The 15,829-nt window shown below is 40.2% G+C and carries 14 protein-coding genes; 6 read left to right on the top strand and 8 right to left on the bottom strand.

From position 1 onward, the window contains the following. Positions 1-7: 7 nt before the first annotated feature. From astD to speD, 4 genes are all read left to right on the top strand, one after another. Positions 8-1,477: a succinylglutamate-semialdehyde dehydrogenase gene (astD, locus tag ACZ5WS_RS02390; RefSeq protein WP_464710463.1), complete on the top strand. Its 1,470-nt coding sequence runs from the start codon at positions 8-10 to the stop codon at positions 1,475-1,477. Positions 1,478-1,621: 144 nt separating this feature from the next. Further along, on the top strand, positions 1,622-1,960 hold the full coding sequence (locus tag ACZ5WS_RS02385) for a DUF3802 family protein (RefSeq protein ID WP_010392083.1): 339 nt from the start codon (positions 1,622-1,624) through the stop codon (positions 1,958-1,960). Between the two features lie 101 nt (positions 1,961-2,061). Then, on the top strand, positions 2,062-2,475 hold the full coding sequence (locus ACZ5WS_RS02380; protein WP_138606675.1) for an OsmC family protein: 414 nt from the start codon (positions 2,062-2,064) through the stop codon (positions 2,473-2,475). Positions 2,476-2,562: 87 nt separating this feature from the next. Continuing rightward, the gene (gene speD / locus ACZ5WS_RS02375) at positions 2,563-3,375 is read left to right on the top strand and encodes an adenosylmethionine decarboxylase (protein ID WP_010392088.1); all 813 of its coding nucleotides are present in this window, start codon (positions 2,563-2,565) and stop codon (positions 3,373-3,375) included. 63 nt (positions 3,376-3,438) lie between these two features. On the opposite strand, the gene ACZ5WS_RS02370 is transcribed toward speD, so the two are convergent. Next, the gene (locus ACZ5WS_RS02370) at positions 3,439-4,776 is read right to left on the bottom strand and encodes a M24 family metallopeptidase (protein ID WP_464710456.1); all 1,338 of its coding nucleotides are present in this window, start codon (positions 4,774-4,776) and stop codon (positions 3,439-3,441) included. A gap of 129 nt (positions 4,777-4,905) precedes the next feature. Next, on the bottom strand, positions 4,906-6,177 hold the full coding sequence (locus tag ACZ5WS_RS02365; RefSeq protein ID WP_138570120.1) for an aromatic amino acid transport family protein: 1,272 nt from the start codon (positions 6,175-6,177) through the stop codon (positions 4,906-4,908). Between the two features lie 477 nt (positions 6,178-6,654). Here ACZ5WS_RS02365 and ACZ5WS_RS02360 point away from each other — a divergent pair, with 477 nt between their 5' ends. Beyond that, complete coding sequence (locus tag ACZ5WS_RS02360) at positions 6,655-7,452, top strand: alpha/beta fold hydrolase (RefSeq protein WP_036955729.1); 798 nt, start codon at positions 6,655-6,657, stop codon at positions 7,450-7,452. Between the two features lie 378 nt (positions 7,453-7,830). Beyond that, positions 7,831-8,598 carry a hypothetical protein gene (locus ACZ5WS_RS02355; protein ID WP_138570118.1) on the top strand — a complete coding sequence of 256 codons (768 nt, stop codon included), beginning with the start codon at positions 7,831-7,833 and terminating at the stop codon, positions 8,596-8,598. Positions 8,599-8,714: 116 nt separating this feature from the next. Here the strand turns inward: ACZ5WS_RS02355 and cysQ are convergent, their stop codons facing one another. The 6 genes from cysQ to cysG are packed head-to-tail and all read right to left on the bottom strand — an operon-like array spanning position 8,715 to position 15,668. After that, entirely contained in the window at positions 8,715-9,485 is a 771-nt protein-coding gene (gene cysQ, locus ACZ5WS_RS02350) for a 3'(2'),5'-bisphosphate nucleotidase CysQ (protein ID WP_464710448.1), read from the bottom strand. A gap of 9 nt (positions 9,486-9,494) precedes the next feature. Further along, positions 9,495-10,088 carry an adenylyl-sulfate kinase gene (gene cysC / locus ACZ5WS_RS02345; RefSeq protein ID WP_178954643.1) on the bottom strand — a complete coding sequence of 198 codons (594 nt, stop codon included), beginning with the start codon at positions 10,086-10,088 and terminating at the stop codon, positions 9,495-9,497. 33 nt (positions 10,089-10,121) lie between these two features. Continuing rightward, positions 10,122-11,846, bottom strand: a complete 1,725-nt coding sequence (locus ACZ5WS_RS02340; protein WP_464710443.1) for an SLC13 family permease — start codon at positions 11,844-11,846, stop codon at positions 10,122-10,124. Positions 11,847-11,879: 33 nt separating this feature from the next. After that, the gene (gene cysN / locus ACZ5WS_RS02335; RefSeq protein ID WP_008108448.1) at positions 11,880-13,304 is read right to left on the bottom strand and encodes a sulfate adenylyltransferase subunit CysN; all 1,425 of its coding nucleotides are present in this window, start codon (positions 13,302-13,304) and stop codon (positions 11,880-11,882) included. After that, on the bottom strand, positions 13,304-14,203 hold the full coding sequence (gene cysD / locus ACZ5WS_RS02330) for a sulfate adenylyltransferase subunit CysD (RefSeq protein WP_008108450.1): 900 nt from the start codon (positions 14,201-14,203) through the stop codon (positions 13,304-13,306). The genes cysN and cysD overlap by 1 nt, the downstream gene beginning before the upstream one ends. Before the next feature lie 43 nt (positions 14,204-14,246). Continuing rightward, positions 14,247-15,668: a siroheme synthase CysG gene (cysG, locus tag ACZ5WS_RS02325; RefSeq protein WP_464710439.1), complete on the bottom strand. Its 1,422-nt coding sequence runs from the start codon at positions 15,666-15,668 to the stop codon at positions 14,247-14,249. Positions 15,669-15,829: the final 161 nt, after the last annotated feature.

Genomic DNA, 15,829 nt, shown 5'->3' with positions numbered 1-15,829 from the left:
AAAGTATATGACTCATCCTGCACAATTTATTAATGGTCAATGGTCGCAAGGCCAAGGCACAGAATTTAACTCAGTTAATCCTGCAAATAACGACGTTATTTGGCAGGCATCAGCTGCAAGCGCAGAGCAAGTAGATAGCGCTGTAGCATCAGCACGTGAAGCATTTTACAGTTGGGCTGATAAAAGCTTTAGCGAGCGTTTAGAGATTGTAAAAACCTTTGCTGCAACATTAAAAGAGCACAGCGAAGATCTAGCGGTTGCTATTGCACAAGAAACAGGTAAACCACTTTGGGAAACACGTACTGAAGCGGGCGCCATGGTAGGTAAAATTGCCATTGCTGAAAAAGCATTTTTAGACCGTACTGGTGATGTTGAAAACGCTATGCCGCAAGGTCGTGCGATGATCCGTCATAAGCCACATGGTGTTGTTGCTGTATTTGGTCCTTACAACTTCCCTGGGCACTTACCAAATGGCCACATTGTACCTGCACTTTTAGCCGGTAATACTGTGGTATTTAAACCATCTGAACTTACACCTATGGTGGCTGAGCTAACCCTTAAACTATGGGAAAAAGCCGGTTTACCTGCTGGGGTAATTAACCTAGTTCAAGGTGAAGTAGAAACAGGTAAAGCATTGGCGTCACACAAAGGCATTGATGGTTTATTCTTTACTGGATCTTCACGTACGGGTCATATTTTACATGAACAGTTCGCAGGTCAACCAGGTAAAATTTTAGCGCTTGAAATGGGTGGTAATAATCCGCTAATCGTTAAAGATGCAGAAGATACTCTTGCTGTAGTGCACGATATTGTGCAATCTGCGTTTATCTCAAGCGGCCAACGTTGTACCTGTGCGCGTAAATTGTTTTTACCAACAGGCGCTAAAGGCGATGAAATTTTAGCGCGCTTAATTACAGCGACTAAAGCAATTAAAGTTGGTAACTACGACGACGCTGACCAACCGTTTATGGGTTCAATGATCTCAGCGGCCGCTGCTGCTGGTATGGTTAAAGCGCAAGACGAGTTAAAAGCCATGGGTGGTGACGTGTTAGTTGAGCTTGAGCATACAGCTAACACCGGTTTTGTTACACCAGGTATTATTGAGTGTACTAATATTAATGACTTCCCAGATGAAGAGCATTTTGGTCCACTTTTAAAAGTATTCCGCTTTGATGACTTTGACCAAGCAATTGATAAAGCAAACGACACTAGCTTTGGTTTATCAGCAGGTTTATTAAGTGATAACCAAGCTGATTACGATCATTTCTTACGTCGTATTCGTGCGGGTATTGTTAACTGGAACCGTCCAATTACAGGCGCCTCAAGTGCTGCGCCGTTTGGTGGTATTGGTGCCTCAGGTAATCACAGAGCGAGCGCTTATTACGCTGCCGATTACTGTGCATACCCTGTTGCTTCTGTGGAACTTGAAAAAGTAACCATGCCAGCAACATTAAGCCCAGGCTTAAAAATAGATTAAGTACTCTGAACGTTAGTTAAGTACGACTTAATTAGTATAAAAGCAGCTTCGGCTGCTTTTTTTGTATTGCAACCTTACAGAGCTAGCAATTATCAGTGCTTTCTGCTTAAATTAAGCAATCAGTATTTTTGAGGTAAATAAACGATGGTTTTAAACAGGCAAGGGTACGATGATTTAATAATGTACCTAACTCAGAACTTAGCGTTGTTTGAAAAACCAGGTGAAATAAAGCCAGGTGCGCCAACCGTTATTGAGTTAATTGAAGATGTAATTGCCGAAAATGTCATACGCATTTGTCAACAACATCCAGACCTTTCTACAGAGCAACGCAGTCAAATTGTGCGTGAGGTTGATGGTATTGTTTACGATTTACAAGAAGTGCTGAGTAGTGTGACCTCTCACACCGTTACAGTAGAACAGCATGCTTTTATTGACGAGTTTGCTGGACTAGTTAAAAACTTATTTGATAACGCTATTAATTAATATTTCCCCCTTTAAAAACCACGCTTTATTCGCTATTTAATTTAAATGCGCGTGAGAGCCTGCGTGTAATGAATGCAAAATTAAACTAATGAGATAAAACAATGCAAGCAAATGTAAAATGGGTTGAAGGTAATACCTATATAGGCCGCTCTAATAGTAATCATAATGTGGTATTTGATGCGGGTAGTGACGGAGCAGCACCAAGCCCAATGGAAATGGTGCTTATGTCTGTCGGTGGCTGTTCATCGGTTGATGTGGTAAGTATTTTAAAAAAAACCAAGCAAGACTTCTCATCCGTTGATGTGCAATTAACTGCTGAACGAGCAGAAACAGCCCCGCGCGTGTTCACTAAAATTAATTTGCACTTTGTTGTAACTGGTAAGAATGTATCTGAAAAACACCTAGAGCGAGCGGTTTCGCTTTCTGCCGAAAAGTATTGCTCAGTTGCATTAATGCTTGATAAAACAGTAGAAATTACCCATAGCCATGAAGTTGTTGAAGATCAGGGAAAATAACGCTTTTTCCGTGAGTGAAATTCGTATAAAATCCGCGAACTTTTCATTCTGCAGGTGCAGATTTCACTAATTTATAGGTTGGTTTATATGAACAAACCCTTCGATAAACTTAAACTTCATGGCTTTAATAATTTAACTAAAAGCCTAAGCTTTAGTATTTACGATATTTGCTATGCAAAAACAGAGCAACAACGTAAAGAATATATAGAATATATCGATGAGCAGTATAGTGCAGATAGACTAACCGACATTTTAGGTGATGTGGTTGATATTATTGGTGCCAATATTTTAAATGTTGCACGTCAAGATTATGAGCCACAAGGTGCCAGTGTAACTATTTTAGTTTCAGAAGAGCCTGTAGAAGAGCAGCAAAACTATGATGCTGACGAAGCACCAGGGCCATTACCTGACTCAGTGGTTGCACACCTTGATAAAAGCCACATTTGTGTTCATACATACCCTGAAGCACACCCAGATGATGGTATTTGTACTTTCCGTGCGGATATTGAAGTATCAACCTGTGGCATTATCTCGCCGCTTAAAGCGTTAAACTTCTTAATCCATAGTCTTGAGTCTGATGTGGTAACGATTGATTACCGCGTACGTGGTTTTACCCGTGATGTAAACGGCGTTAAGCATTACATTGACCATGCTATTAATTCGATTCAAAACTTCATGACAGAAGATACCAAAGAAGCGTACCAAATGATGGACGTGAACGTGTATCAAGAAAACCTGTTCCATACCAAAATGATGTTAAAAGAAACCGATTTAAACACCTATTTATTTGGTTTATCTACAGATGATTTGTCAGATGACGAAGAAGAAGAGATTCGCTCAAAGCTAACACGTGAAATGCAAGAAATATTCTATGGCCGTAACCTGCCAGATACAGAATAATAGCAATTAGATTAAATAAAAATGGCGCTCATTGAGCGCCATTTTTGTATGTGTTGTTTAATGCTACTTAACAAGTAATAACTGGGTTTGTCGGCCATTGAGGTACCACACACCGGTTTTATCAAACATAGCATCTTCTTCAAGCATTATTCTTATTTCTTTATTCCACGGTTTTATAAACACCGCATTGTTAAGCTCAATAGAATATGCCGTGTTTAAATGCAGCGGGTAATCGCCATCTCCCGGTACACCTTGCTGAGCATCCCACATACCTAATGTAGTGCCAGCTGCATGACCATGATAGCCAAGCGGGTGAGTATAAATAGTGGGCTTTAACCCCTGTGCAATGGCTTTTTCGCGGGCGGCTTTTAATACCTGATTACCAGTTTTACCAGCTGTAAATTCAGCTGTAAAAATGTCTTGTAGCTTATTGCCCTTTTTTAACGCATCAACAAGGTAATCGGGGGCTTTTGTTTCGTCTGGTTTTAAAACATAAGCGTGTTGTTGAGTGTCGGTATTTAAACGCAAATAATTAATACCAAAATCGATATGTAATAAGTCGCCTGCTTGAATAACATTATCGGCATAGCCGTTGGTAAAGCTGTCTTCGTGGTCGAACGATTTACTGTCGGCGCGTTGTATTGCAATACTAGGGTGAAACCACGTTTGCAGCTTAAGCTCCCTTACGCGCTCTCTAAACCACCATACTAAGTCGTCGCTGGTTGTTTTGCCCACCGTAATTACTTTATTTGAAAAGCCCTCAGCAATAATAGAGTGAGCAATAGCAACAATGTGTTTGTACATGTCCACTTCTTCTGGAATGCGTTGCTCTAACCATGCAACAGCCAGCGGCTCGGCTGAGGTTATTTTATTTTTATATATCGCAGGTAAGTTGGCCATTAAAGTGGTGTAATCGCCAAGCACTAGCCCATCGGCATGTGCCCAATCTGTAGATGTGTTGAGAGCAATATTTCGCGGTTGGTATTGCTCAATAATCGTATTGAGCGCTTGCCACTGATTAGGCTGTCCTTGCTTATCCCAGGCCTTTTTAAAAACACTCCCTATTTTGTAAGGTGCAATTGCAAAGGCGTCAACACCGCCTTGTTTGTTAACTGCAAATAATAAAATAGTGGTGCGCCTTGCCGAGAGCCATGTAGCAGGCAGCATGGTTTTTAATATCGGGTCTTCATTATATTCGCGGCTTATCATTAGCCACATATCTATACTGTGTTGCTGCATTAATGTGGGTAATAAAGTCTTAATACGTTTTTCGGTAATGCTATCGATAAACGCAGCCCTTTCTTTCATTGATAGAATAGTAGGGGGCTCAGCAGCTTTAATGTCAGGGCTAAATAGTATGAGTATAAAAGTGAGTAAAAAAACGTATTTATTATTTTGCATGGCTGGCTTATTTTTTGGACGAATATATAAGCTAACATTGCACAAACAATAATATAAACAAATCATTTGCGATAAACCGTAGACACAAAAAAGCCCAGCAAAATACTGGGCTTTTGTAATAAATACTGCTTAGCCAAGCATGCTGTACAGTAACGCAAATACAGCTAATGAGCCAACAGCCAGTACAAATAAGGTACTTAAACGGTTACGGTATTTTTGTAAGCTAGGCACTTTGTAAACTGCAATCATTGGCATAATGAATAAAATCATCGCAATGATTGGGCCTGATAACTGATCCATCATATCTAGTATGCTTGGGTTTTTAACCGCGCAGAACCAAATAGCGAAAAACATCAGTACCGCACCCACTTTGTCAGCGACTTTAGGGCTCATGTTTGAGTGTTTAGTCACTAACCCAGTAAAGCTTTCGCGTGCCCCTAAAAAGTGACCTAAAAACGACGACATAATCGCAATAAAGGCAACCAAAGGCCCCAGCGTTGCAATAAATGAGTTTTCTGTAATATTAGCTAAATAAGATAAAACAGAGACGTTTGCCGCTTTTGCTTCAGCCATTTGGTCACCGGTAAGCGATAACACGCATGAGAACACAAATAACAAAACAAAGGTGATCAGTAATAAACTAGTACGCTTTAAAATCGCCTCTGACTTAGACGTTGCTAGGTCACCATAGTGACTGCGTTGCTTATTAACAAAGCTTGAAATAGCCGCTGCATGGCTAAACGAAAATACAATAATAGGAATCGATAACCAAAGTGTTTTACTAAAGCTACCTAGCTCAGGCAAGGCTGTATCGGGCATTTGCCAGCTTGGGATTAAATACAAAGACAAAAAGAATAAAATACCCACTAACGGATAAACTAAAATAGCAAAGGCGCGCAGCATTAAGCGTTCACCGCCCATCATTAAGCCAATCATTAGTGCAACTAGAATACCCGATAAAGCAACGCGTGACGGCGACTCCATCCCTAACTGATTGACCATAAAGCTGTCTACGGTATTGGTTAAACCCACACCGTAAATAAGCAAAATAGGAAAAATTGATAAAAAGTATAATAAGGAAATTAGTCGACCCGCGTTTACGCCAAAGTGTTCTTCTACTACATCGGTAAAATCAGCCTCTTTATTTTTTGATGATAATACAAAACGCGCCAAACCACGGTGCGCTAAAAAGGTCATTGGAAAGGCTAAACACGCCATAATAATCAGTGGCCAAAAACCACCAATACCAATATTAATCGGTAAAAATAAAATACCAGCACCTACTGCGGTGCCAAAAAGGCTAAGTGTCCACTGCGTATCGTGCAGGTTCCATTTTGACTTAGACGTGTGTGCGTCTTGTGCTGGTGCATTTGAAAGCGTTGCACCTTGAGATGTTGTCATGTGTGTATATCCATTATTTATCATAATAATTGCGCCGAAGAATATAGTTTTTAACCACACATTTCATGTGTTTTTATGTCTTGGATATAAATTTGTTGTAGCGTATTAGTTACTGACTGTCACGAATATGAAACAGTGTTTAAAAGCTGCGCAATTAGTGCAGGATTATGCTGCTAAATGCGTGAATAATCAGCAAAGATGCTATTGAAGGAGGGACATACAATCTGAAAAGTTATTTTCAAGTCAATGTGTACTTGGTATAGATTAACTCAGTGAATGATTGATAAGTGTGCTTATGAGAATTGAGAATACTTGCTCACTTTCTTGGCCAGTTAATTGATAACTAACAACTCAAAACGGGTTTTATCCTGTAATATTGCAGCCATTAATCGGAACTTCATAAGAGATTTTTTCTAAACTCCGTTATACTTTCTACAATTTAATCAGCCAACTGAAGTAAATAGGCCGCTAACTGCAATGAGCAAAGACATTCTTTTCCATACTATTTTTGTGCATGAAACCAGTAAAACATGGGTAGTATTTGTTCATGGCGCAGGGGGGAGTTCGGCAATCTGGTTTCGTCAGCTTAAAGCTTATAAAAAAGAATATAATGTGTTGTTGCTTGATCTTCGCGGTCACGGTAAATCGAATGATCTATTACAAAACTTTGTTGATAATAATTACTCATTTAATAATGTCTCTAAAGACATTATCGATGTGTTAGATCATAACAATATAACCAGCGCACATTTTGTTGGTATTTCATTGGGCACAATTCTTATTCGAAATATTGCAGAAATTGCCCCGCAATATGTTTCTAGCATGGTGCTAGGTGGAGCGGTTACTCGTTTTAACACTCGTAGTAATACCTTGGTTTATTTAGGCAATACCTTTAAACACTTGTTGCCTTACATGTGGCTGTATCGTTTATTTGCTTTTATTATGATGCCGAAAAAGCGTCATAAAGAGTCTCGACTTTTGTTTGTTCGTGAAGCAAAACGCTTGTGCCAAAAGGAGTTCATAAAATGGTTTAAATTAGCCATGGACGTAAACCCCTTAATGCAGTACTTCAAAGAAAAAGACATTGATATACCCATTCTTTACATTATGGGTAAAGAAGATCACATGTTCCTTGGCCCGGTTAAAGAAATGGTTAAGCGCCATAAAAATAGCGTACTGCAAACTATTCACCAATGCGGCCATGTTTGTAATGTGGAACGCCCAGATTTATTCAACCAGCACTCGCTTGCTTTTATCGCCCAACAAAATCGTTAGGGTTACCGCCTTTAAAAATCGTTCGATTAATGGCAAGTTTAAAAAACGTATAACAGCCATTATTAGTAAATAGGAATAGGTCATTCTTTTTGACTTTCGCCCTAAACTAAAACATATCCTAAAGGAATAAAATCCAACATTTGAAGCAATATTTTAATAAATTAGGTTTTATTGAATTTATAGCTTCACTTTTATATCAAAGCGTCGTGTGACTTAGTGAAGCCAAGATAGGCTTTTTTCATAACAAACAAGCGATCCTAATATAATATTTATAATTGGCAATAACTTACACTATTTGCTATTAATAGTGTCCATAAAATAAGGACATTTTGCTTAAATATAGGAAGAACGTCCTCTGGTGAAGTCAAAAGGAATGTTGTGAAATTGAAAATATCAAAAGATCAAATTAGAAATCCATTAGGTATAGTTGCGCTATTTATTTCATTGATATACGGCTTTGTATCTCTTCTTTTAGGAAGCTCAGCAGATAAATTAGAACCACTTGAACGATGGCCTTTAATTTTATTTATTGTTATTTTTCCATTTTCTGTTCTATATGTTTTTTATAAATTGGTTACAGACCACCACGGTAAGTTATATAGCCCCTCAGATTATAATACAGATGATTCATTCCTTAAGACTCTTTCGGTAAAAGAGCTAGAAATTAAATTAGAAGAAGATGTTAATGAAGCTGTTGCTACCCAGTTGAATACTTCTAAAAACGAAGCAAGCGTAGAGCAGCTGAGTCGCGCTGATATTAAAGGGAAAATAAGAAAATCTGAAGAATTTGTAATTCGCGAAATAAAAAATGAATTATCAATAGAGCCAACTATTGGTATTAAAGTTAGTTCTGATCTTTATATATTCGATGCTGGTTATATAAAACCCAACGATGAGCTTATATTGCTTGAGGTCAAATATTACACTCGACCAACAATTTCTTTTATAGCAGTAGATGAGTTTCTACATCGAGCTAAATTAGCTAAAAGCACTATGACAATAAAAACTAAATTTATAGTTGCCGTAATAACGGAATTTGAATCTGATGAATTTGATATGATTAAAAATGCTTGGAAAAACAGCATTGAAAAAGATGAATTAGATATTGAACTCAGGTTTTATGTAGGTAATCGGATTTGGGCTTAATTGGTTTCTCAAATACTATTCATCTCCAATTGAGTAGGGACTTTTCATTACTTTGAGTTGTTTAAAGCTATCACTTGTTTTGCTGACAACTGATAGCTAACCACTAAAAGCTGCTCTTATTCTTCTAAGGCAGAAACTACAAAATACGGATTCAAATACTCATCTTTAGTGTTATAAATAAGCGGGCTGCCATCGAGCTTAGTTACTTTAGCGCCGGCTATTTCGGCAATGGCATGGCCTGCGCCGGTATCCCATTCACAGGTTGGGCCTAAGCGTGGGTAAATGTCGGCACTGCCCTCGGCGACTAAACACAGTTTGAGTGAGCTGCCTTTTGACACCATTTCAACCTCATCAAAGCGTTTTACAAATTCAGCTAAATCAGGAGAGGGGTGCGAGCGACTGCCTACAACACGTATAAGGCCTTTGTTAGGTTTGGTGGTAACTTTAAGCTCGATGCGCTCATCGCCTTTGTCTTTAAAAGCACCAATGGCTTCGGCGGCTATGTACGATACACCTAGCGCAGGGGCATCAACCACAGCTAAAACTGGTTTGCCGTTTTCGATTAGGGCAATATTAACGGTAAACTCGCCGTTCTTTTTAATAAATTCTTTGGTGCCATCAATTGGGTCAACCAGCCAATAGCTGTTCCATGTTTGGCGTACGTCCCAACCAATATCTGCACTTTCTTCACTCAATACAGGAATGTCCGGAGTGAGCTTTTTGAGCCCTGCACTAATGATTTTATGAGCTGCTAAGTCGGCGTCGGTTACGGGGCTTTCATCAGCTTTGTATTCAACGTTAAAGTCTTTGTTGTAAATACCCATAATCGCGCTTCCCGCTTCGCGAGCGAGAATAAGGGTTTCTTCTAGCAGTTCAGTTTGGTTCATTACATGGGCCTATAGTATATGCTGATGTTTTAGATACGTTATCAGTTGAGCTACCGATTGGTCTAGGGTGTTTTTACTGGTATCTAAAATTATTTCAGGATTAACCGGCGGCTGGTAAGTTGAATCAATCCCAGTAAAGTGTTTAATTTCACCGGCGCGTGCCTTTTTATATAAGCCTTTTGGGTCGCGACTTTCACACACCTCAAGAGGGGTGTCGATGAATACTTCGATAAATTCACCCTCATCAACTAACTCACGAACCATGTCGCGCTCAGCTTTAAAAGGAGATATAAACGCAGTAAGGACTAACAAACCAGCATCAACCATTAGCTTGGCGGTTTCGCCTACGCGGCGGATATTTTCAACGCGGTCTGCATCACTAAAGCCTAAATCTTTACATAAACCATGGCGTACATTGTCGCCATCAAGTAAATAGGTGTGTGCGCCTTGCTGATTGAGTGCTGCTTCTAGTGCATTCGCAACGGTGCTTTTACCTGAGCCAGAAAAACCAGTAAACCATATAATAGCGCTCTTATGATTTTTTTGTTCACTGCGCTGCATTTTAGTAGTGGCGTAATTATGCCAAACAATATTGTTATCCATTTGCTGTGTCTCTTTATACTATAAGCGCGGGCATTAAAACGGAAATACCAGCGGGATCAAAGTTAGTACGGTAATTGAATAAATAATAGAAAGCGGTAGCCCCATCATTACATAGTCTTTAAGTCGATAGTTACCTGCGCTATAAACCATCAGGTTAGTTTGATAACCAAAAGGTGAAATAAAGCTGGCTGAAGCGCCAAATGCAACTGCCATAATAAACGGCAAAGGTTCTACGTTAAAGCCAATGGCTAGTGAGTAGGCAACCGGGAACGATAGCGCTGCTGCGGCATTATTGGTGATTAATTCGGTGAATAATACGGTCATTAAAAAGATAGCGATAAACGCGCCATAAGGGCCAAAGTCGCCTAGCACTACAAACATGGCGTCTGATATTTGCCCAGCAAGGCCGGTGCCTATCATCAGCTTAGCTAAACCTATGGCACTGCCCACGACAGCAAGTAACTCAATAGGAAAACGGCGCTTTATTTCGCTTAGCTTAATAGTACCACACAGCATTAGGCCAATAAGAAACACTAACAAGCCTTTAACCAGCGGTACTGCACCTAAAATACTTAATCCCAGCACACCCGCAAAGCTTAACAATACAATATTTGATTGCTTTGCACCTAGGTGGGTTTGTAAATCAAGCCCTGAAATATACACAAACTCGCGTTTTAAGTTAGTTAAGTCATAAAAGCTTTTACCAGGGGCGAGAATGAGTGAGTCACCTGCTTGTAATCGCACTTGTCCAAGCCCGCCTTGTAAACGGTCATGCCCACGGCGAATAGCAATAACGGCCGCATGAAATTGCTCTCTAAAGCGGGCTTCTTTTACCGTTTTGCCAATTAATTTAGACGACTGACTAACGACAACTTCAACGAGGTGTTCAATGTCTTTTTCGTGTTTGTCGTGCACCACTTTTAAGCCATCAAAGCGAGTAAGCAAAGGCACTGACTTTATGTCGCCCACAAACAGCAGTATGTCGTCTTGTTGAATAATATGTTGGGGGGTCACGGCGCAAATACGGTTGCCATCACGAATAATTTCAGCCAAAAACAAGTCTTTTAAATCGCGTAAACCATTTTCTTCTACGGTACGATTTATTAACTTTGAGCCAGTTTGCACTTTCCCTTCTAGATAAAAAGGCACCACCTCTTGGCTATTTTTACCATTGTCAGGCAGGCATTTTAGCATCACCAAAATAGTAATTAAGCCCACACTAAGTGCGCCCAAACCCACCAAGGTAAAATCAAAAAAGCCCAGTGGCGCCATGCCCGCATCTACTGCAAAGCCATTTACAATTAAGTTAGTAGAGGTACCAATAAGCGTAATTGTCCCCCCTAAAATAGCGGTGTACGACAAAGGTAACAGCAGCTTTGAAGGGGAGTGATTTGGGTTATCCTTTATGGCGGTAATTAATGAGGCAACTACCGCGGTATTATTAGTAAACGACGATAAAAAGGCGGTAGACAGCCCTAATTTAGTTACTGACTTAACTAAACTACCACTGGATAACGATTTGGCTAAGCGTTGAATAAGCGTGGTTTTTTCTATCGCTATCGACACTAAAATTAATAACACTAAAGTAATTAATGATGAGTTAGTGTAATTAACCAGCATGCTTTCTAAATCTATTAACCCGGTTAGGTAGCTGGTGCCTATGGCACTAACAAATAACCATGCAGGATTAATACGGGTGCCAAACAGGCACCCGACTAAAAGCAACATAATGCCTGTTAAAATGAGCTGTTCTACCATGCTTTAAATGTTCCTAACAGGCGTTCATTAACGTTATAGCTTTGAAATATCAAGCGCTTGCCAATGTGGAAAGTGCTTGCGTACGAGGGCATTAAATTCAACTTCAAAGTCGCTAAATTGTCCCGCGTTTTCTTCACTTTGCAGTACCTGTTCTATCATTCCTGCTGCAACCGTTAAGTTTGATAAACGATCAATAAGAATAAACGAACCGGTTTCATGATTATGATGGTACTGATCGGCTAAAATAGTCTCGGTCAGCTCCAGTGTCACAATCGCAATTTCGTTTAACTGCAATGAATCTGCACTGCCATGCTCTAACGTGTTTACATCAATTGTGTGGTCAATTTTTGTGACCATTGCCGAGGTGTTTTTGCTGCCAAGTTTAAGGTTGTAGCTTTTACCAAGCACCAATGGCGACTCGTGCATCCACACAATTTTAGCCTGTAATTGGTTGGTTACTTGAGCTTGCGAATTTGCAGGCACAATAACGTCTCCTCGGCTAATATCTATTTCAGTATTAAGAGTAACCGTAATTGCTTGGCCAGCTTGTGCAGTATCTAGGTTGCCATCAAAAGTAACAATTTCTTTAATATGTGATGTTTTACCTGATGGCAGTACCTTTACTTCATCACCTACACGTAATTTACCCGATGTAAGCGTGCCTTGAAAACCACGGAAGTTTAGATTAGGGCGTACCACGTATTGCACCGGAAGACGCGCTTCAAAACCGGTGTCGATTTCAGCTGCTGGTGAATCTTCTAACAGCTCAAGCAACGGCTTGTCAGTGTAATAAGGAGTGTGCGCAGAGCGAGTTACTACGTTATCGCCTTTAAGCGCCGACATAGGCACAAACTTAATATTTGATACGTTAAGTTGCTCGGCAAATTTTAAATAATCGGCTTTAATTTTTTCATAAACGGTTTCATCAAAATCAACAATATCCATTTTGTTAACCGCAACCACGAACTGCTTAATGCCTAATGAGTCACAAATAAAGCTATGACGCTTAGTTTGTACCTGCACGCCATAGCGCGCATCCACTAAAATAATGGCAACATCACTGGTTGATGCACCGGTAACCATGTTTCTGGTATACTGCTCATGCCCTGGGGTGTCGGCTATAATAAACTTACGTTTAGCGGTTGAAAAGTAGCGGTACGCTACGTCAATTGTTATACCTTGTTCACGCTCAGCTTGTAGGCCATCTACTAACAGTGCTAAATCAAGATCTTCACCGGCGTTACCCACTTTTTCGTTATCTTTATGAAGCGCGGCTAGCTGATCTTCATAAATTTGGTGACTATCGTGCAGTAGGCGGCCAATTAAGGTTGATTTACCGTCATCCACACTGCCACAAGTCAGCATACGCAATAAGCTTTTATCTTGTTGACGTGCTAGGTAAGCGTCTATACCAATTTCTTTTACTTCATTAAATGTATCGTTATTTAGGTTAGACATTAGAAATACCCCTCACGTTTTTTCTTCTCCATAGAGCCTGCTGAATCATGATCAATCACTCGACCTTCACGTTCAGATGACGATGAAAGCAGCATTTCTTCAATAATTTCGGTTAGATTGCTGGCGGTAGATTCCACTGCACCTGTGAGTGGGTAACAGCCTAATGTTCTAAAGCGAACCGACTTCATTTGCGGTACTTCACCTTCATTAAGTGGCATGCGATCGTCATCAACCATAATTAAAGTACCATCGCGCTCTACTACAGGGCGCTCTTTAGCAAGGTAAAGTGGCACCATTTCGATGTTTTCTTGATATATGTATTGCCAAATATCTAGTTCAGTCCAGTTAGACAGTGGGAATACACGAATGCTTTCTCCTGGGTTCACTTGGCTGTTATAGGTATTCCAAAGCTCAGGACGTTGGTTTTTAGGATCCCAGCGATGGTGTTTATCACGAAATGAGTAAACACGCTCTTTAGCCCGTGATTTCTCTTCATCACGACGTGCGCCACCAAATGCGGCATCAAAACCGTATTTATTAAGCGCTTGCTTTAGCCCTTGAGTTTTCATGATATCGGTATGTTTACCCGAACCATGTGTAAACGGGCCTACACCCATTTCGATACCTTCAGGGTTTTTGTGTACGATTAAATCAAAGCCGTACTCTTTAGCCAAACGGTCGCGAAACTCAATCATTTCACGAAACTTCCAGTTGGTGTCTACGTGTAATAACGGAAACGGAATTTTCGCAGGGTAAAATGCTTTACGAGCTAAATGCAAAAGTACCGATGAATCTTTACCGATTGAGTAAAGCATAACTGGGTTCTCAAACTCAGCGGCGACTTCGCGCATGATTTTGATACTTTCAGCTTCAAGTTGCTGAAGGTGAGTTAAAGCCATTGTTGGTCGTCCTACTAAAATGATTAAATTAAAATCTGTTAAACTACGCTACGTCTGTAAGCGGTTGAGCAAAGCTACTGATCTGTGCTTTTTCGCCAAACCAGTTTAATTCTTTATGCAGCGAAGCCACTTCACCAATAATGAGTAATGCCGGTGAAATAATATCATATTGTTCAATTAGCTGTGCTAATTGGTCTAACTGTCCGGTAACTACGCGTTGATTTTTACGTGTGCCGTTTTCAATAATTGCCACTGGTGTTGTTGCTTCTCGCCCATGTTTTAATAGCTCGGCTTGAATATGCGGCGATTTAATCACCCCCATATAAATAGCCAGTGTTTGGTTTTTTTGTGCAAGCGACTGCCAATTAAGCTCTTGGCCTTCCTTTTTACAATGACCAGTAACAAATTGAATAGCTTGAGCATGATCACGATGCGTTAAAGGAATACCTGCATAGGCACTACAGCCTGCGGCCGCCGTTATACCTGGCACTATTTGGTAATTTACGTTATTGGCTGCCAGTACTTGTACTTCTTCGCCACCACGACCATAAATAAATGGGTCGCCGCCTTTAATACGACATACTTTTTTACCTTGTTGCGCTAAATCAACTAGCATCTGGTTAGTGTCTTCTTGGGCTACGCTATGATCGCCTAAGCGCTTACCCACACAAATTAAATCGGCATCGCGGCGTACTAATTCCATAATTTCGTCGGAAACTAAATAATCATATACCACCACGTCGGCTTGTTGCATTAGCTGCAATGCTTTTAGGGTGAGTAACTCTGGATCCCCAGGGCCTGCACCCACTACGTATACTTCACCTTCTGGCTCTACTTTGGCATCTAGCATTTTCTCTAGTTGTTGTTCAGCGCCATGGGTATTACCGGTTTGGACTTTACTCACTACCGATGAATCAAACACGCCTTCCCAAAACTGGCGACGATCGGCAAAGTGTTTAAAGCGCTGTTTTACTTTATGGCGAAAGCCACCAACTAAGTTGGCGAGTGGACCAATGTGTTGTGGGATAAGTGTTTCGAGCTTTTCACGTAAACGTCTTGCTAATACCGGTGCGGTACCTGCACTTGAAATCGCAATGGTAATTGGGTTGCGATCAACAATAGAGGGAAAAATAAACGTACATTTAGGTTGATCATCCACCACGTTCACAAACACATTACGTGCATTGGCGAGTTCAAAAACCGTATTATTAACTTCATCATTGTCGGTGGCGGCAATGATCAAAATTTTGCCATCAAGATGTGACTCTTCAAAATAGGCATCTATTAAAGTAACTTCATTGTTGTGCGCATGTTCTTTTAATTCATCACAAAACCACGGGGCAACTAAGGTTACTGCAGCACGCGCTTTTAAGAGCGCGCGGCATTTTCGCAAGGCAACTTCTCCACCGCCAACCACCAATACTGGCTTGTTGTCGAGTTTGGTAAAGATAGGTAAATATTGCACTGAGTAACGCCCCTAAAAAGATAATAAAGTGTTTAATACACAGGCAGAATATAGCGGCTATTGATAAGTAAAAAATAATTAAATCTTAGTTGATATACTCAAAAGTTATATAAACTATGTTTTTTAGGTCTAAATCTTATTTAGTAAGGGTTAGAGTGCTA

This window comes from Pseudoalteromonas sp. 11L1 (assembly GCF_055397545.1).
The sequence above is the reverse complement of the archived record's forward strand: the minus strand, read 5'-3'. Positions and strand labels throughout refer to the sequence as shown.